The organism is Stenotrophomonas sp. RS-48, from assembly GCF_030053245.1.
Lineage (GTDB): Bacteria > Pseudomonadota > Gammaproteobacteria > Xanthomonadales > Xanthomonadaceae > Stenotrophomonas > Stenotrophomonas maltophilia_P.
Window position 1 is genome coordinate 1 of record NZ_JASGBV010000099.1, and the last position, 17987, is coordinate 17987.

A 17987-nucleotide genomic window follows, 5' to 3' on the forward strand; every position below is an offset into this window, starting at 1 on the left:
GTAATCATCGCCGGCCAGCTGCTTGGCCTTCTCGACCGCCGATTCGTTCACACCCTTCCAGTTCGGCACCATCACCAGTCCGGGGCGCTTGTCACTGTCCCCGTCGTCATAGACCAGCACCCCGCTGAAGGTCGTGCCCTGGTGCGTCCACTCCACCGGCTGGGTCTTCATCGCCGCCCACGCCGGCAGCGCCGCCAAACCCAGGACCATCGCCACACCCCAACGCCATGCATTCATGCGCCTGCTCCAGAGAAAAGGAAACAGAGGGGTCGCCTGATGTCCCCCTCCCGTCCGCATTCTGCATTGGCGGCGTGACGCAGGTGTGGTTGGATACGCCCTGATTCCGCCCAGCCCCTGTTTGCGAATGAGCCTTGTCGATCAATTCCTGTCCGGCCTGATGCCGCGCCTGCCCGCCGACGATGCTGCGCAATGGGCGCATGTCCAGGGCGCCAGCGCCGGAGACCTGCAACGCCTGCGTGCGCAGTGGCCGCAGGTACCTGACAGTCTGGTTGCGCTGCTGTCGCGCGTGGATGGCACGCATTTCCGCCGGTATCCCGAGGGCGAGGTCTGCGTGCTGATGCTCGGCTCGGACGTGGAAGGCGGCGGATACCCCTACTACCTGCGCTCGGTCGCACAGATCTTCGAGGATCAGCGGCACTGGGACGACAGCATCCGCTCGATCTACGAAGAATGGCTGGACGACGAACCGGAGATTCTCGGCGACGGCATCGATGCCGACGTACCGATGAGCCGCCGCCTGTGCTTCTCGCACTGCATGAACAACGGCGGCACCTCGATGCTGTACCTGGATTTCGACCCGGCACCGGGTGGCTCCGTCGGCCAGGTGGTGCGCTACCTGCATGATCCGGACAGCTATGCGGTCATCGCGCCCGGCTTCGATGCGTATCTGCAGCAGTTGATTGACGGCGACTACGCGTTCATCGAGGAAGCGTAGATCCACGCCTGCGTGGATGAATTTGCCGGTGGGTTGCCGGCCGGGATCCCGCCGGGGTCAGAGCCCTTTCCTGCGGAAAGGGATCCGCCCCCCCCTCAGGCGATGCCCAGGCCCGGAATCGCGCTGATGCTGTCCGGATCGAATCCGGCCAGCTCGGCGAAGTGACGTCCGCGCGCAACGTAATCGCGGTAGGCCCCAAAACTTGGTGCGCCCGGCGACAACAGCACCACCCCGCCCTGCTGGCCCAGCGCAGCGCGTGCCAGCGCCATGGCCTCCGGCAGGTCGACGGCCGCATGCAGCCCGAATCGACCTGCATCGGCCAGCGGCTGCAGCATCGCGTGGATGCGCGGGCCGTTGCTGCCCATGGTCACGATCTCCACCGGCGGCACATCGTGCGCCATGTGCTGCATGAAATCGGTCCAGTCCAGGCCGCGGTCATGCCCGCCCACCAGCAGCGCGATGCGCTGGCCGCTGAAGCACTCCAGCGCCGCCAGACTGGCGTGCGGCGTGGTGCTGATCGAATCGTTGATGTAGGTCAGCCCATCGGCCACGCCGATGCGCTGCAGCCGGTTGGGCAGCGGACGGAAATCCTGCACGGCCGGCGCCAGCGCCGCCGCGTCCAGGCCCAGCGCTTCCAGCGCGGCCAGCACCGCACACAGGTTGCCGCGGTTGTGGCGGCCCGGCAGCGGCGTATTGCGTGTATCGAACACCGCCTGTTCGCCACGATGCACGATGTCGCCACGCATGTGCCAACCCTGCGGCTGGTTGAACCAGACCACCTGGCTGTGCGGCAGCGTCAGTTCCGCCAGATGCGGATCGGCGGCATTGAGCACGGCGATGCACGGAGCGGCATCGGTGACCAGCTGCAGCTTGTCCTCGATATAGCGCTGTTCGCTGCCATGCCAGTCCAGATGTTCGGGGAACAGGTTCAGCACCACCGCCACCTGCGGTCGCGCGCCACTGCGCGCCACTTCGCCGGTCTGGTAGCTGGACAGTTCCACCGCCCAATACTCAGGCGCCGGCTGCGGGTCCAGCACTTCCAGCAGCGGCAGGCCGATGTTACCGACCAGGCCGGTGCGATGACCGGCCGCACGCAGCAGGTGCGCGACCAGCGCGCTGGTGGTGCTTTTGCCCTTGGTACCGGTCACGCACACGGTGTCATGGACGATGCCGTCGTCAGCGGCATGCTCGGCGAACCAGAGCGCGGTGCCCCCGATGAAACGCGTGCCCCGTGCCGCCGCGGCCACCGCGATCGGCTGGTAGGGACTGATGCCGGGTGACTTGATCACCACGTCGAACGCGGCCAGCGCCTCGGCCGAAGGCTCGCCACGCACCTCCAGTGACCCCTGCGTTTCCGCGCGCGCCGCATCGGCTTCGGCGGCCGGACAGAACAGGCTCAGCGGCAACGTCGGCAGGCGTGCACGCAGCACCGCGAATGCGGCACGGCCCTCACGCCCCCAGCCCCACAGCGCGACGCGCTTTCCTTCAAGCTGAGAAATCTTCACGCACCCGTTCCCACAGCGCAGCCGGAATGCGGTGCTCGCCCTGCAGCTGCAGCATCGGCGCCAGCTCCAGTTCGGCCGCGTCGAGCTGCGGCTGGATCTCGTTGCAGAAGCGCTTCACCAGCGCATCTTCCTTCCACTCCGGTCGCTGCGCCAGGGTCGCCATTGCTGCACGCGATTCACGACCTTCGCCCACGCACTCGAACGGCTTGTGATCCTGGAACTCCAGCAGCGCGTCGAAGCCACCGGCCTGCTCGACATCGTCCAGCAGATTGCGACCGAAGATGCGCACGAGGCGGGTCTTGGGCATGAACGGCGCCAGCGCCAGAAACACGAAATGGCACTTCGGGCAGACGCCGCACCAGCGGTTCACGGGGCGCTCGCCGAGGATATGGAAGTTGCGGTTGCAGCTGGAGAAATGCGCGTCGTAGAAGTCGCTCTTGGCAAACTGGCGGGCCACCGCCAGTTCCGACATCGGTCGCAGCAGCGAGTAGTACTGCAGGTCTGCGGCCACGTGCGCCTGCACATGGCTGCCGAAGGCCTGCTCGAACGCCCAGCCCTTGGACCACTGGTGGTTCACCTCGCCGGTGCCCGGAATCTGGCTGCCGTAGCTGGCCGAGCGTTCGTTGGAGAACACCACCTGGTCCACGCCCTGCAGCAGGGCTGCCAGCACCATGATCGCCGAGTTCACCGCGGTCACCGGGATATGGCCGTTCCACGCCCCTTGGCGGTTGAGCTCGAACAGCTCCGGCGCCAGCGCGCGGCCCAGGTTCAGCGTCGGCAGGCCGGTGCGTTCGGCGCAGGCACGGCTCAGCTGCGAACCGCCGATCCAGGTGACCGTCTCGTCCACACCCGCCCGTCGCAGCGCTTCGATGCTGACCAGCGAATCCTTGCCGCCACCGATGGCGACCAGCGCATGCGGCTGCAGGCCCACCTCCGGTGCCTGCACCGGCTCGCCCTGCACCGGCAGGCGGAAGCGGCCGCGCAGGTTGAGGCCGTTGCGGTAGGCGAACTCGCCCAGGCCGTTGAGGTAGATCGCTTCCACCAGCGCAGCGGTATCGGCATCGATGGCGTAGCTGTCGATGCTGACGATCTCCGGCACGCCGGCCTTGTAGTAGCTGACGCCGGCGATCAGGTGCAGCAGCTGCAGCGCTCGCTGCACGGCAGCGGCGCGCGCCGGGTCGAGGACGAACGGGGCGCCAGGAACGGTGATGGTTTCCACCATCTCGGGGCCATCATCGAAGGCATAGGCCAGCCGTGCCACGCCGCTGTCCGCAGCAAATTCGCAGCGGACGAAGCGGAAACGGGAGACCTGGTGTTTGTCGAAAGCAGTCATGGTGTATCCGGTCAGGCACGGACCCGCGCGGTGGCGCGGGGCGTGTCGGTGGGCGGGTGCAGCGCGCGCAGGGCGATCACTCGATCACATCCTCGCGCGGCAGCGCCCGCTGGTTGTAGGTGTTGGACATCACGTAGCCATAGGCGCCAGCGTCAGCAATCAGCATCACGTCGTCCGGCGCGGTGGACACCGGCAGCTTGCGCCGCTTGCCGAACACATCGCTGGACTCGCAGATCGGGCCGACGACATCGAATGCCGCCTCGGCGTACCCGCCCTGGCGGCTGAGGTTCTCGATGTCGTGCCAGGCGTCGTACAGGGCCGGACGCATCAGCGTATTCATGCCGGCATCCAGGCCGACGCGGCGCACGCCGTCCTTCTCCACCACCTGGGTGGCATGGGTCAGCAGCACGCCGGACTCGGCCACCAGGTAGCGCCCCGGCTCGATGGCCAGGCGGAATGCGGGGTGCAGCGCCTTGACCTCGGCCAGGCCGGCAGCCCACGCGTCCAGATCGAAGGGCTCGTCCTCGTCGCTGTACGGAATCGGCAGGCCACCGCCGATGTCGATCGTCTGCACGCTGCCGATGCGGCGGGCGAAGCCTGCCAGCTCATCGCACATCAGGCGCCAATGCTGCGGGGTTTCCACGCCGCTGCCCAGGTGGGCGTGCAGGCCGACCACCCGGCTGCCCAGTTCGGTGGCGGCACGGACGAACTCATCGACGCGGGCGATCGGCAGGCCGAACTTGGACTCCTTGCCGCCGGTGCGGACCTTGGCGTGGTGGCCTTCGCCGCGCCCCAGGTCCACGCGCAACCACAGCTCGCGGTTGCGGAACAGGTCCGGCCAGCGCTGCAGGGCTTCGACGTTGTCGACGGTGACGGTCACGCCCAGTGCGAACGCGGCCTCGTACTCACTGCGCGGGCAGAAGCTGGGGGTGAACAGCACACGCCTGGGCGAAAGTTCCGGCAGGTGCTGGAACACATGCTTCAGCTCGCCATGCGAAACGCACTCCAGGCCGAAACCCTCCGACTCCAGCAACTGCAGGATGGCCGGGTGGCTGTTGGCCTTGATCGCGTAGTAACGCTGGTCGATCGGCTTGATCGCAGCCAGCGCGCGGGCACGCGCCCGCACGGTCGGCAGGTGATAGACGTAGCGCGGGGTGCCCGCGTCGGCGAGCTGCAGCAGGTGTGCCCGCTGGCCGCGCCACCAGGGCGTGCCGCGCGGGCGAACCGTGCCGGCGATCTCGCGCCAGCGCGGGCCGAACACCTCGGTTTCCTCCACCGGCATGGCGCCGCTGTCGATCAGTTCCGCATGCAGGATCGGCAGCAGGCCATCGGCATCGGCCTCATCGATGACGAAGGTCAGGTTCAGGTCGTTGGACGACTGCGAGATCATGTGCACGCGCTCACGGCCGAACGTGGCCCACACATCCGACAGCTTGTGCAGCAGCGAGCGCATGCCCAGCCCGACCAGGGTGATTGCCGCACAGGGCACGATCACCTTGACCTTGCACACCTGCGACAGGTCGGCCGACAGCGCGGCCAGCACATCGGTGTTGACCAGGTTCTCCGACGGATCCAGAGACACGGTGACATTGGTTTCGGCCGAACCGATCAGGTCCACCGACAGGCCGTGCTTCTTGAACAGGGCGAACACATCGGCCAGGAAGCCGACCTGTTGCCACATGCCGATGCCTTCCATCGACACCAGCACGATGCCGTTGCGACGACTGATTGCCTTCACGCCCGGTACCGGCGCGGCATTGCCGTCGATGCTGGTACCCGGAAGCTCGGGGCGCTCGGTGTCGAGGATCGCCATCGGTACACCGGCATCGCGGCACGGCTTGATCGAGCGCGGATGCAGCACCTTGGCACCCGTGGTGGCGATTTCCTGCGCCTCGTAGTAATCCAGGCGGGTCAACAGGCGCGCGTCCGGCACATCCTTGGGATTGGCGCTGAACATGCCCGGCACGTCGGTCCAGATTTCCACCCGGCTGGCACCGAGCAGCGCACCGAAGTACGCCGCCGAGGTGTCCGAACCGCCACGGCCGAGGATGGCAGTGCCACCGTCCGCGTGCCGCGAAATGAAGCCCTGGGTGATCAGAAGGCGGGTCGGCTGCGCACGGAAGCGCTGCGCCCAGTCCGCGTCCGAGCGCCACTGGCAGTTCACCGACAGGCGTTGCGACCAGTCGCTCTGGTTCGGCTGCGGCGGCAGTGCATCCAGCCAGTGCCGGGCATCCATCCAGCCCATGTCCAGCCCGGACGCGCGCAGGTATGCAGCGCCCACGGTCGAGGACAGCAGTTCACCCTGGCCCAGCACGTCGGCCTGCCAGTCCAGCGGCCGGGTGGCCGCGCGCGGATCGTCCAGCAGGCCCTGCAGGGCGGCCAGACGCTCGGCCAGCACTTCGCGGCCTAGGCCCAGCTCGACCAGGAATGCCTCGTGGCGTTCGACCAGCGCGGCGACGCGATCACGGCTGTCCGCCGCACCGTCGGCGATCGCGGTCAGCTCATTGGTCACCCCGGACAGCGCCGAAACCACCACCAGCACGCGCGAGCCGGTTTCTTCCGCGCGTTTTTTCGCCAGCTTCCCGATCGTGTCCCAGCGATGGCGACGCGACACCGAGGTGCCGCCGAACTTCAGTACGATCCAACGATCGACAAGGGGGGAAGCTGACATGGATTGGCTATGTGTATTGTGGGGAAGCCGCCCCTGGGGGCGGAACCTTCGATTCTAAGCCCAATATCCCCGCCATGACCGCCTATCGTTACCTGCAGCTCGATGTCTTTGCTCCCCGTCCCGGCACGGGCAACCCACTGGGTGTCGTATTTGACGCGGACGGGCTTTCCAGCGACCGCATGCAGGCGCTGGCCGCCTGGCTGAACCTGTCCGAGACAGTGTTCTTCGTCCGCCCCACCGCGGCCGGTGCCGACTACCACGTACGCATTTTCACCCCGGGCAGCGAGCTGCCGTTCGCCGGCCACCCCAGTGTCGGTGCCGCCTGGGCAGCGGTGACCAGCGGCCTGGCCGTGCCGCGCGACGGTGCCCTGGTTCAGCAGTGCGCCGCCGGGCTGTTGCCGGTGCGCGTGTCCGGCCCGGCTGCCGCACCGACGATCCAGCTCGCCAGCCCCGCAGCACGGCACCTGGATACCGCTCCCGGGGCGGTGCCGGAAGCGCTGCTGGCCCAGGCCGCCGAGGGCCATGTGGCCCAGTTGTGGGACAACGGTCCACGATGGTGGCTGCTGCCCCTGCGTGATGCCGCCAGCGTTCGCTCCCTGGCGCCGGACATGGCCGCCGTGCGCGACTGGACCAATGCCACCGGCGCCACCGGCGTGGCCGTGTTCGCCCCCGAACAGGCTGCCGCGCACGCGCTCGTGGTGCGCGCTTTCTGCCCCGGCGATGCGGTGAACGTTCCCGAAGATCCGGTGACCGGCAGTGCCAATGCGCTGATTGGCGCCTGGCTGCGGCAACGCAGCGCGCTGCCGGGCACGGACGCCGGCTACGTGGCCAGCCAGGGCCGCGAAGTGGGCCGCGATGGTGAGGTCCAGGTCCAGGTCGATGCGCAGGGCACGGTGTGGATCGGCGGCCAGGTGCAGCAGGTGATCGATGGGCAGATTCACTGGTAGCCCCCCGCGCTACCCTATGCCGCCTTGCCGGTAGCGCCGGGCCAGGCCCGGCGACTCGCCGCGCTGCGCGCTCGCGGAGCATGGCCCCGCGCCACCGTCCCATCGTTTCCTGGAGTTGTCACTGATGTCCGCACGCCGTTTCCTGCAACTGGATGTGTTCTCCCCGCGCGCCGGTGCCGGCAATCCGCTGGCCGTGGTGCTGGATGCCGACGGACTCGACGACGACACCATGCAGGCCATCGCCCGCTGGACGCGGTTGCCCGAGACGACCTTCGTGTTCCCGCCGCAGACGGCGGGAACCAGCTACCGCCTGCGCATGTTCAGTCCGCAGAAGGAAGTCCCGTTTGCCGGCCACCCCAGCGTAGGCACCGCGCATGCCGTGCTGCAGGCGGGCCTGGCGGAGGCGGTGGATGGCCTGCTGGTGCAGGACGGGATTGCCGGCGCGCTGCCGCTGCGGGTCAGCGGCGAAGGCGCGCAACAGCGCATTGCCATCCGCACCCCGCGCGCGCAGCTGGCCGAAACCGCGCAGGCGGACGATCCGCGCCTGCAGGCGGCCCTGAAGGGCTGGCCACTGGGTCGGTTGCCGCCAGCACGCATGCAGGGCGGGCGCAGCTGGTGGGTGGTCCAGGTTGCCGATGAATCGGCCCTGCGCGCGCTGCGCCCGGACTGGGACGCGGTGGCCGCGCTGGCCGAATCCACCGACAGCATGGGCGTGTTCGCCTATGCATTCGCCGACGGCAACGAAGGCTTCGATCTGGCCGTGCGCGCGTTCGTCGGCAACGGGCGCCGCTTCGAGGATGCCGCCTCCGGCGCCGCCAACGCCGTGCTCGCGGCATGGCTGGACCTGCGCGGCGCTCTGCCGCGGGGCCGCGAGGCATTCGACGTCAGCCAGGGCCGGGAGGTCGGGCATGACGCACGCCTGACCCTGCGCGTGGACGAGGCCGGCGAGGTCTGGTCCGGCGGTCAGGTGCAGACGGTGATCGCCGGCACCCTTGATTGGTGATGGGTGGTTGCCCTGGGACGCCGGGCATGGCCCGGCGCTACCGACCTCAGCCCAGCTCGGCCTCCAGGCTGATGGGCACCGCGCTCAGTGCCTTGGACACCGGGCAGTTCTGCTTGGCATCGTCGGCGATGGCACGGAACTGCGTCGCATCGATCCCGGGCACCACGGCCTTCACTTTCAGCCGGATCTGCGAAAGCTGTGGGCCGCCTTCCATCGACAGATCCACCTTCGCCTCGGTATCCAGCGACGTCGGAGTGAAACCGGCCTCGCCGAGCTTGGCCGACAGCGCCATGGTGAAGCAGCCGGCGTGCGCGGCGGCGATCAGCTCTTCCGGATTGGTGCCCTTCTCCTCGCCGAAACGGCTGTTGAACCCATAGCGGGTCTTGTCCAGCAGGCCACTCTGCGGCGTGCTCAACTGTCCCTTGCCGGACTTCAGATCGCCTTCCCAGTGCGCGGTGGCGTGTCGCGAGATTCCCATTTGCTGCTCCTGTGTGGCGGTGATGAACGGTCACCCTCGCATGGCGCACGTTATGCCTGCGTCGCTCTGCCGCATTGCAGCGTGCCCGGCACGCGTGCTCCGGTTGCTTCGCGCCAGCTCCGCGCCATGCCGTTTTTCCCTTGTTTTCAGCGGTTTCGCACTTCCACCCGGCGAAAGGGCCGGCGCTTTCCTGCCCCTCCGGGTGCCCCTGCCCCCTACCGCCGGCCATGTACTGAATCGGCCTGGATATGAAAAAACATGCACTTTCCGCGCTCCGGGCTATTGGCGGCGCCCGAGAGTTGCCCTACATTGCGCTTGCCGACGGGGTTCGGCGCCGACCAAACAACCAACCGTTCACGGAACAGGAAACCATGGCAAAGACCGCTAAGAAGGCTGCCCCGAAGAAGGCAGTGAAGAAAGTCGCGACGAAGGCTGCCGCCAAGCCGGCCGCTCCGAAGCCGATCAAGGAAGTGCTGACCAAGTCCGGCCTGGTTGCACACATCGCTGAAGCCTCCGGCGTTGTCGCCAAGGACGTGCGCGCTGTGCTGGCCTCGCTGGAAGGCGCTGTCGCCTCTTCGGTGCACAAGAAGGGCGCTGGCTCCTTCACCCTGCCGGGCCTGCTGAAGATCACCACCGTCAATGTGCCGGCCAAGCCGAAGCGCAAGGGCATCAACCCGTTCACCAAGGAAGAGCAGTGGTTCGCCGCCAAGCCGGCCACCACCAAGCTGAAGGTTCGTCCGCTCAAGAAGCTGAAGGACGCCGCGCTGTAAGCGCGCGCCATTCGGCGGATGCATGACGGGACGGCCCAGGCCGTCCCGTTTTTTTTGGCGCCCCCGGCGGTTCCGCGCAGGCAGCGACCATCTTCCGGGCACGGCGCCGGGCATCGCAACACAGCGTTGCCCCAGCAGCGCAAACGGCCTCCCAGGCCCGCCACCAAAGGCTGCGGCCACGCTTCCCCCGCACTTCGTCCAACCGGGTGGAACACTGCGTGCAGCGCCGGCCGTCGCCGCCGGCGGCGGCCTTGCCTATGGTGGGCACATTCCCCCACAGCAACGGCGAGCACCTCTCATGGCCAGCCCCTCCACCCGCTACCGGATCTCGGTGACTCCGATCGAAAAGGACGGGTTGCAGTGCACCGGGCGCTGCACCATCGAACTGGAACATCGCGCCAGTCGCGACCTGATGCGACTGCTCGAAGCGGCACCGCGCACCGCAGGACTCAGTGGCGACGAGCGCGCCACGCTGGTGGTCGCCACCCAGTTGCTGCGCGACATCGTGCAGCGTCATGCCGACACCGACGGTCATGCACTGGCCGCACTCGCCGCCCAGGTCCTGCCGGCGCTGGATGCGCTGGATCAGCTGCCATCTTCCCGCTGAAGACCCCATAGTCGATACACTGCCGTCCTCCAGGTCGCCTCGGGGAGGAGGCACCATGCGCAGGACCCTGCTGTTGCTGATGCCGCTGGTCGTGCTGGGCTGTTCCCGGCCGCCCCCCGCAGTGGATATCACCGCCCCGGTCGCCACCAGACCGGATGATGCACACCGGCAACCGACGGCTGCGGACGATGAGGGTGCACCGCTGCGGCCAACCACCGTCCTCCCGTTGCTGGCCGCAGTGGCCGACGACGCGGAGCCGCCCGGGGACATGCTCAGCCGCTACATGACCGACCTGCTCAATCGCGACCACGCCGCGAGCGACGCTGCCTGGACCTTCCCCCCCGCCGACCCGCGGCGGGCGGATGACGCCGCGCTGCGCCAGCTGGACAACGTGCGCGCCCTGCGCCTGCGCAGCCAGACGCCGGTCGCCGTCGACGGCAAGCTTCCGCCGCAGCTGCTGGAAGTTCCGGTGCAGGTCCGCGCCGTGACCGCCGACGGCACCTTCCGCTTTGGTGGCTGGTATCGCGTGCAGCCCAACGCCGACGGCAGTGCCTGGCAGATCCAGTCGGCGCAGCTGCGGCCCTCTTTGGACTGAACCGCTGCAACGGCATGCACGCTCGATTCAGCCTGCAAAGCTACTCTGTAGCCACCCCGCCCTTTCCGGTCACCGCCATGCGCCTGCGTCCCCTGATGACCCGCCTCGCCGCCGCCACCGTCCTGATCGCCGCTGCGATCGGCGCGCAGGCCGCACCTTCGATTTCCGGCCGCGAACTCTCGGTTGGCGCCAGCGACGTGCAGCAGTACCTGGACGGCAGTTTCCCGCGTACACAGGATGCACTTGGCGGCCTGATCGCGCTGACGATGAGCCATCCGCAACTGAGCCTTCCCGCAGGCGAACGCCTGAACCTGGGCATGGACGTGGCGCTTGCGACCGCCGGCGGCAGTCCGGCCAAGCTCGGTACGGTCAAGCTCAGCAGCGGCCTGCGTTATGACGCCCAGACCCAGGGCTTCCACCTGCAGCAGCCGAGCGTGGACGATTTCACCCCGGCCAATCAGGGCGGCCGCCTCGATTCACGTACCCGCGGGCTGCTCAATGCCTGGCTGAGCGACTATGCGCAGCGTGAACCGATCTACAAGCTTGATCCGGCCGTGGCCGGCATGCTCGGTGCGCTGCAGGTGCAATCGGCACAGGTGAAGAACGGCAAGCTGGTCGTCACCTTCAACCAGAACCTCGGCAACCTGGTACCTGCGGGCCTGCTCGGCAACTGAGCCGAGCTGCAGCACCATGCCCGGCCTCCAGCGGCCGGGCACGGGTGTGACACAGCGGCAGATCGTCAGGCAGCCAGCGCGCGGACGACGGCCTCGCTGAAAGCGGGAATGTCGTCGGGCTTGCGGCTGGTGATCAGATTGCCGTCCACCACCACTTCGGCATCCTGCCAGCGCGCACCGGCGTTGAGCAGATCCTGCTGCAGTGACGGCCACGAGGTGACCTCGCGGCCGTTGGCCAGATCACTGTTGATCAACAGCCAGGGGCCGTGGCAGATCGCCGCGACCGGCTTGCCGGCCGCCGCCACGTCGCGGATGAAGTCCACGGCGGCCTGATCCGTGCGAAGCGTGTCCGGATTGATCACGCCACCGGGCAACACCAGCGCATCGAACCCTGCCGCGTCGGCTTCGCTCAGGGGGATGTCCACCGCCACCGCCTCGCCCCAGTCCTTCTCTTTCCAGCCTTTGATGGTGGCTTCCTTAGCCGGCGATATCACGCTGACCCGGGCGCCTTCCGCTTCAAGCAGGCGCTTGGGTTCAATCAGTTCGGACTGCTCGAAGCCGTGGGTGGCCAGGATGGCGATCTGCCTGCCTTTGAGGCGCTGGGCCATGGGTGCACTCCCGTTGGTGAGGATGAGTACCCAGCGTGCGGCAACGTGCATTGAAGCGGAGTGACCCGCGTGTCGATGGCAGGTGCATGTCCGCGATGCGGCCGGCGATCGGCCGGCCGTACCCGGTGCCGGTCAGCGCTTGGGCTGCAGCATGGTGCCGGTGCACTTGGGGGAACCGCAGCGGCACTCCCAGATCTTCTTCAGCTTGGCCGTATGGCGCTCGGCCAGGACGATGCCGTAGTTGTAGGTCAGCTCCTCACCGGCGGCGATATCGCGCAGCGCTTCGATGAACACCTTGTCACCACGGCTGTCGCCGTCCGCATTTTCCTCGATCACCGCCTCGCAGTTGGGGTCGCAGCTGTGGTTGATCCAGCGCGCATCGTTGCCCTTGTAATTGGCATCGATCACCCAGTCGTCGTTGAGGGTGAACAGGAAGGTGTGGCCGCTTTCGACGTCACCGCTGTCATCGGCATCGACGTCGCCATGGCTGCGCAGCAGGCCCTTGTACTGGATCACGCGCTCGCCCTGCTTGATCGGGGCCACGGCGAACACACCGTTGCCATGGATGGCGGACTTGCGGGCTTGGATCTTCTTCGGCATCGGCACGGGCTGTTTGCAGCGAAAGGAACCCGGATTCTCGCCCATTCCGGGCAATTGCGAAAATCGTCCCGATGCTCCAGCATGTCGCCCCGATCGTGACTGCGGGTGAACGGCCCCGGCCAGGGTCTCCCAGCGCCGGCTGAATGCCCGGGTTGGATGCCGGCGAAGAAAAGCGTACAATTTCAGTCCGCTTTAAGAACCGCTCGCATCCCCCATGTTGCGCGTCACCAAACTCACCGATTACGCCACCGTCGTGCTGACCGTGCTCGCCGCCCGTCCGGGCGAAGTGCTCAGCGCCACCGAGCTGGCCGAATTCACCGGCCTGGAGCCGCCCACCGTCAGCAAGGTCCTCAAGCCGCTGGCACAGGCCGGCCTGGTCGAGGGCCTGCGCGGCGTCCGCGGCGGCTATCGGCTGACCCGGCCCGCCGTGGAGGTCTCGCTGTTCGAAGTGGTGGAAGCAATGGAAGGGCCGCTGGCCCTGACCGAGTGCAGCCACGACCACCACCAGTGCGGCATGGCGCCCAAGTGCGGCGCGCGCAGCAGCTGGCGGCTGATCAACGACGTGGTCTCCGAGGCCCTGCGCGATGTCAGCCTGGCGCAGATCCTGCCCCCTCTTCCCCTTGTCGATGACGAACAGCGCCGCACCATCGCTGTCGACGTCGTCTCCTGATCCGTAGGCAGCCCCCCATGGCCACCGAAACCATCGAAACCGTCGCCCACGACGACACCCCCAACCGCGAGATCCATGAGCAGCTCGGCCGCAAGTACTCGGCCGGCTTCGTCACGGACATCGAATCGGACTCGCTGCCCCCGGGCCTGGACGAGGACACCATCCGTGCGCTATCCGCCAAGAAGGACGAGCCGGAGTGGATGACGCAGTGGCGCCTGGACGCCTATCGCCACTTCCTGACGATGCCGATGCCGAACTGGGCCAAGCTGCAGATCGCCCCGATCGACCTGCAGGCGCTCAGCTATTACTCGGCACCGAAGGGCCCGAAGTACGCCTCGCTGGATGACGTGCCCAAGGAACTGCTCGATACCTACGACAAGCTGGGCGTGCCGCTGCACGAGCGCGCCAAGCTGGCCGGCGTGGCGGTGGACGCGGTGTTCGACTCGGTCTCGGTCGGTACCACGTTCCGCAAGGAACTGGCCGAGAAGGGCATCATCTTCTGTTCGATGTCCGAAGCCATCAAGGAACATCCGGAACTGGTGCGCCAGTACCTGGGCACCGTGGTGCCGGTCGGTGACAACTACTTCGCCGCGCTCAACTCGGCGGTGTTCTCCGATGGCAGCTTCGTGTTCATTCCCAGGGGCGTGCGCTGCCCGATGGAGCTGAGCACCTACTTCCGCATCAACGCCGGCCACACCGGCCAGTTCGAGCGCACCCTGATCGTGTGCGAGGACAAGGCCTACGTGTCCTACCTGGAAGGCTGCACCGCGCCGATGCGCGACGAGAACCAGCTGCACGCCGCAGTGGTCGAGCTGGTGGCGCTGGAAGATGCGGAGATCAAGTACTCCACGGTGCAGAACTGGTATCCGGGCGACGAGAACGGCGTCGGTGGCATCTACAACTTCGTCACCAAGCGCGCCGAGTGCCGCGGTGCACGCAGCAAGGTCACCTGGACCCAGGTCGAGACCGGCTCGGCGATCACCTGGAAGTATCCCTCCTGCGTGCTGCTGGGCGATGACTCGGTCGGCGAATTCCACTCCGTCGCGCTGACCCACCATCGCCAGCAGGCCGACACCGGCACCAAGATGATCCACGTCGGCAAGCGCACCAAGAGCAAGATCGTCAGCAAGGGCATCAGCGCCGGTCGTGGCCAGAACACCTACCGCGGCCTGGTCAAGGTCGACCGCAATGCCGAGGGCGCACGCAACTACACCCAGTGCGATTCGCTGCTGATCGGCAAGCAGTGCGGCGCCCACACCTTCCCCTACATCGAGGTGAAGAACCCGGGCGCCACCGTCGAGCACGAGGCCACCACCTCCAAGATTTCCGACGACCAGCTGTTCTACTGCCGCGCCCGTGGCATCAGCCAGGAAGACGCGGTGTCGATGATCGTCGACGGCTTCTGCAAGCAGGTGTTCCGCGAGCTGCCGATGGAATTCGCAGTGGAAGCCAAGAAGCTGCTGGAAGTCTCGCTGGAAGGTTCGGTGGGCTGAGCCCTGCCCTCGCAACGCATTCTTTTTATCGGCGGGCTGCGGCCCGCCTCACGGAAATCCCCACCATGCTGAAGATCGAAAACCTCCACGCCCGCATCGGCGACAAGGAAATCCTCAAGGGCCTTTCGCTGGACGTCCAGCCCGGCCAGGTGCACGCCATCATGGGCCCGAACGGCGCCGGCAAGTCCACCCTGGGCAACGTCCTGGCGGGCCGCGACGGCTATGAAGTGACCGAGGGCAGCGTCCGGTTCGACGGGGTCGATCTGCTCGACCAGGACCCGGAAGCGCGCGCCGCTGCAGGCCTGTTCCTGGCGTTCCAGTATCCGGTGGAAATCCCCGGCGTGAACAACACCTACTTCCTGCGCGCGGCACTGAACGCACAGCGCAAGGCACGCGGTGAGGACGAACTCGATTCCATGCAGTTCCTCAAGCTGGTACGGCAGAAGCTGGCCGTGCTGCACCTGAAGGACGAACTGCTGCACCGTGGCGTCAACGAAGGCTTCTCCGGTGGCGAGAAGAAGCGCAACGAGATCTTCCAGCTGGCCGTGCTGGAACCGAAGCTGGCGATCCTCGACGAAACCGATTCGGGCCTGGACATCGATGCGCTGAAGAGCGTGGCCGACGGCGTCAATGCGCTGCGCGCCGCCGACCGTTCGTTCCTGGTCATCACCCACTACCAGCGCCTGCTGGACTACATCAAGCCGGACGTGGTGCACGTGCTGGCCGACGGCCGCATCGTCAAGAGCGGTGGCCCGGAACTGGCGCTGGAACTGGAAGCGCACGGCTATGACTTCCTGAAGGACCGGGTCGTGCCCGAGGCGGCGGTCTGATGAGCGCCCTGCTTGATTCCATGGCCCAGGCCTTCTGCGGCAGCGATGCGCGCCGCGAAGTGCTGGATGCGGCCCTGCGTGATGGCCTGCCGGCCGCCCGCAACGAAGCCTGGAAGTACACCTCGCTGCGCCAGCTGGAGCGCCGTGCCTTCGCCGCCGCGCCGCTGTCGCCGCCGGTGCTGGATGTGGCCGTGCTGGAAGACATCCCCGCGCCGCGCCTGGTGTTCGTCAACGGCCGCCTCAGCGACGCACTGAGCGACACCCACGGCCTGCCGGCCGGCGTGCAGCTGGAACCGCTGTCCTCGGCGCTGGCCGCCGGTGAGGATGCCGCGCGTTTCCTCGGCCGCCGCTACGAGCGCAGCGACGAAGTGTTCGCCCGCCTGAATGCCGCCCTGGCCGATGAAGGCGCGGTGCTGCGCGTGGACGACGGCGTGCAGGTCGAGGCACCGCTGCAGCTGGTGTTCGCCAGCGTCGCCGGTGACACCGATCTGGCCTGGCACCACCGCCACCTGATCGAACTGCGTGCCGGCGCCAGCCTGGGCGTGGTCGAACACCGCTTCAGCGTCGGTGACTCCGCCCACCTGGACAACACCGTGCTGCACGTCCACGTTGCGCGCGATGCCGTGCTCAAGCATGCGCGCGTGCAGGCCGGCAGTGCACGCCAGACCAGCATCCTGCGCACCGACGCGGTGCTGGCCCGTGACGCGCAGTATCACCGCGTAGACCTGGAACTGGGCGCCGCGCTCAGCCGCCATGAACTGAACGTACGGCTGGAAGGCGACAACGCGCAGCTGACCGCCAATGGCGTGCTGCTCGGCAATGGCCGCCGCCACGTCGATACCCGCCTGGGCATCGACCACATCGCCCGCGATACCCGTAGCGAGCTGCTGTGGCGCGGCGTGGCCGCCAACCGCAGCCGCGTGGTGTTCCATGGTGGCATCCAGATCCGCGAAGGCGCCGACGGCACCGACGCGAACCTGTCCAACAAGAACCTGCTGCTGTCGGCCGACGCCGAGATCGACACCCAGCCGGTGCTGGTGATCGATGCCGACGAAGTGAAAGCCGCACACGGTGCGACCGTCGGCCAGCTCGATGCGAACGCGCTGTTCTACCTGCGCTCGCGTGGCCTGCCGCAGGCACAGGCGCAGGCGCTGCTGAGTGCCGCGTTCTGCCATGAGCCGCTGAAGGTACTGCCGGACGCGCTGCGCGAGCAGCTGGCACGCCGCCTGGACAAGGCCCTGGCCGAGGCGGGTGTGGCATGAATCTCTCCACCCCGCGCCCGATCGAAGAACGCGCCAGCGCCCCCGACTGGGATCGCGTGCGTCTCGACTTCCCGCTGCTGATGCGTGAAGTGCATGGCAAGCCGCTGGTCTATTTCGACAACGCCAACACCGGCCAGAAACCGGTGCAGGTGATCGGCGCGGTGGATGAGTTCTATCGCCGCTACAACGCCAACGTCAGCCGCGCGGTGCATGCCCTGGGCAGTGAAGCCACCGATGCCTACGAAGGTGCGCGCAACAAACTGGCGCGCTTCCTCAACGTGCGCCCCAGCGATCTGGTGCTGTGCAGCGGCACCACCTTCGCCATCAACCTGGTGGCATACTCGTGGGCGCTGCCGCGATTGAAGTCCGGTGATGTAATCCTGGTCTCGCGCATGGAGCACCACGCCAACATCGTGCCGTGGCAGCTGGTCGCGCAGCGTACCGGCGCCACCATCCGCGTGGCCGAGATCACCCCGGATGGCGCGCTCGACCTTGATGCGCTGCGTGCGGCCATGACCCCCGAGGTCAAGCTGCTGGCGGTCACCCACGTGTCCAATGTGCTCGGCACGGTCAACCCGGTGCGCGAGATCTGCCGTGAGGCGCGCAAGCGCGGCATCATCACCGTGGTGGACGGTTCGCAGGCCGCGCCACACCGCAAGGTCGACGTCGCCGCGATCGGCTGCGACTTCTATGCCATCACCGGCCACAAGATGTGCGGACCGACCGGCACCGGCGCCCTGTGGGCACGCCGCGAGCATCTGGACGCGATGCCGCCGTTCCTCGGCGGTGGCGAGATGATCAAGGAAGTCAGCTTCGAGGGCACCGTGTTCAACGATGCCCCGCACAAGTTCGAGGCCGGCACCCCGAACATCGCCGGCTTCATCGGGCTGGGCGTGGCCGCCGACTACCTGCAGGACATCGGCCAGGAGCACGTGGAGGCGCGGGAAGCCGAGCTGCTCGCCCACTTCACCGAAGAGCTGCGCCGC

General features: G+C 67.5%; 18 protein-coding genes and 1 pseudogene. 12 read left to right on the forward strand and 7 right to left on the reverse strand.

Annotated elements, in window-relative coordinates:
- Positions 1–237, reverse strand: a pseudogene (locus QMZ25_RS16720) (dienelactone hydrolase family protein); the annotation flags it as partial.
- A 127-nt stretch (positions 238–364) separates the two neighbouring features.
- Here QMZ25_RS16720 and QMZ25_RS16725 point away from each other — a divergent pair.
- Positions 365–955, forward strand: a complete 591-nt coding sequence (locus tag QMZ25_RS16725; protein WP_283219978.1) for an SMI1/KNR4 family protein — start codon at positions 365–367, stop codon at positions 953–955.
- A gap of 95 nt (positions 956–1050) precedes the next feature.
- Here QMZ25_RS16725 and murD read toward each other — a convergent pair whose 3' ends face one another.
- The 3 genes from murD to QMZ25_RS16740 form a co-directional block, all read right to left on the reverse strand.
- A complete protein-coding gene (murD, locus tag QMZ25_RS16730) occupies positions 1051–2460 on the reverse strand; it encodes a UDP-N-acetylmuramoyl-L-alanine--D-glutamate ligase (protein ID WP_111186012.1) in 1410 nt (469 codons plus the stop codon).
- Positions 2441–3793 carry a UDP-N-acetyl-alpha-D-muramoyl-L-alanyl-L-glutamate epimerase gene (gene murL, locus QMZ25_RS16735; protein WP_283219979.1) on the reverse strand — a complete coding sequence of 451 codons (1353 nt, stop codon included), beginning with the start codon at positions 3791–3793 and terminating at the stop codon, positions 2441–2443. The genes murD and murL overlap by 20 nt, the downstream gene beginning before the upstream one ends.
- Before the next feature lie 76 nt (positions 3794–3869).
- Positions 3870–6464 carry a bifunctional aspartate kinase/diaminopimelate decarboxylase gene (locus QMZ25_RS16740; RefSeq protein WP_053516666.1) on the reverse strand — a complete coding sequence of 865 codons (2595 nt, stop codon included), beginning with the start codon at positions 6462–6464 and terminating at the stop codon, positions 3870–3872.
- Positions 6465–6538: 74 nt separating this feature from the next.
- Here QMZ25_RS16740 and QMZ25_RS16745 point away from each other — a divergent pair, with 74 nt between their 5' ends.
- Both QMZ25_RS16745 and QMZ25_RS16750 read left to right on the forward strand, forming a co-directional pair.
- Positions 6539–7411, forward strand: coding sequence for a PhzF family phenazine biosynthesis protein (locus QMZ25_RS16745; RefSeq protein ID WP_283219980.1), 873 nt, complete (start codon positions 6539–6541; stop codon positions 7409–7411).
- Positions 7412–7535: 124 nt separating this feature from the next.
- Positions 7536–8414: a PhzF family phenazine biosynthesis protein gene (locus QMZ25_RS16750; RefSeq protein ID WP_065182410.1), complete on the forward strand. Its 879-nt coding sequence runs from the start codon at positions 7536–7538 to the stop codon at positions 8412–8414.
- Positions 8415–8460: 46 nt separating this feature from the next.
- Here the strand turns inward: QMZ25_RS16750 and QMZ25_RS16755 are convergent, their stop codons facing one another.
- Positions 8461–8892: an OsmC family protein gene (locus QMZ25_RS16755; protein WP_053516662.1), complete on the reverse strand. Its 432-nt coding sequence runs from the start codon at positions 8890–8892 to the stop codon at positions 8461–8463.
- A gap of 371 nt (positions 8893–9263) precedes the next feature.
- Here QMZ25_RS16755 and QMZ25_RS16760 point away from each other — a divergent pair, with 371 nt between their 5' ends.
- The 4 genes from QMZ25_RS16760 (at position 9264) to QMZ25_RS16775 (ending at position 11538) form a co-directional block, all read left to right on the forward strand.
- Positions 9264–9662: an HU family DNA-binding protein gene (locus tag QMZ25_RS16760; protein ID WP_053516661.1), complete on the forward strand. Its 399-nt coding sequence runs from the start codon at positions 9264–9266 to the stop codon at positions 9660–9662.
- A gap of 298 nt (positions 9663–9960) precedes the next feature.
- On the forward strand, positions 9961–10269 hold the full coding sequence (locus QMZ25_RS16765; protein WP_053516660.1) for a DUF3861 family protein: 309 nt from the start codon (positions 9961–9963) through the stop codon (positions 10267–10269).
- 55 nt (positions 10270–10324) lie between these two features.
- Positions 10325–10864, forward strand: a complete 540-nt coding sequence (locus tag QMZ25_RS16770) for a hypothetical protein (RefSeq protein WP_283219981.1) — start codon at positions 10325–10327, stop codon at positions 10862–10864.
- Between the two features lie 77 nt (positions 10865–10941).
- The gene (locus QMZ25_RS16775) at positions 10942–11538 is read left to right on the forward strand and encodes a DUF1439 domain-containing protein (RefSeq protein WP_065174554.1); all 597 of its coding nucleotides are present in this window, start codon (positions 10942–10944) and stop codon (positions 11536–11538) included.
- Between the two features lie 65 nt (positions 11539–11603).
- On the opposite strand, the gene QMZ25_RS16780 is transcribed toward QMZ25_RS16775, so the two are convergent.
- Together QMZ25_RS16780 and QMZ25_RS16785 are read right to left on the reverse strand one after the other, a co-directional pair.
- Positions 11604–12146: a type 1 glutamine amidotransferase domain-containing protein gene (locus QMZ25_RS16780; protein WP_111186009.1), complete on the reverse strand. Its 543-nt coding sequence runs from the start codon at positions 12144–12146 to the stop codon at positions 11604–11606.
- Positions 12147–12278: 132 nt separating this feature from the next.
- A complete protein-coding gene (locus QMZ25_RS16785; protein ID WP_283219982.1) occupies positions 12279–12746 on the reverse strand; it encodes an SET domain-containing protein-lysine N-methyltransferase in 468 nt (155 codons plus the stop codon).
- A 214-nt stretch (positions 12747–12960) separates the two neighbouring features.
- Between QMZ25_RS16785 and QMZ25_RS16790 the strand changes: the two genes are divergently transcribed.
- From QMZ25_RS16790 to QMZ25_RS16810, 5 genes are all read left to right on the forward strand, one after another.
- The gene (locus QMZ25_RS16790; RefSeq protein WP_053516656.1) at positions 12961–13416 is read left to right on the forward strand and encodes an SUF system Fe-S cluster assembly regulator; all 456 of its coding nucleotides are present in this window, start codon (positions 12961–12963) and stop codon (positions 13414–13416) included.
- Positions 13417–13433: 17 nt separating this feature from the next.
- Positions 13434–14909, forward strand: a complete 1476-nt coding sequence (gene sufB / locus QMZ25_RS16795; RefSeq protein WP_065182413.1) for a Fe-S cluster assembly protein SufB — start codon at positions 13434–13436, stop codon at positions 14907–14909.
- Between the two features lie 65 nt (positions 14910–14974).
- The gene (gene sufC, locus QMZ25_RS16800) at positions 14975–15739 is read left to right on the forward strand and encodes a Fe-S cluster assembly ATPase SufC (RefSeq protein WP_053516654.1); all 765 of its coding nucleotides are present in this window, start codon (positions 14975–14977) and stop codon (positions 15737–15739) included.
- Entirely contained in the window at positions 15739–17001 is a 1263-nt protein-coding gene (sufD, locus tag QMZ25_RS16805) for a Fe-S cluster assembly protein SufD (RefSeq protein WP_065182414.1), read from the forward strand. Before sufC ends, sufD begins: the two co-directional genes overlap by 1 nt.
- On the forward strand, positions 16998–17987 hold a 990-nt coding region (locus QMZ25_RS16810), incomplete at its 3' end, for an aminotransferase class V-fold PLP-dependent enzyme (protein WP_283219983.1). The genes sufD and QMZ25_RS16810, both read left to right, overlap by 4 nt.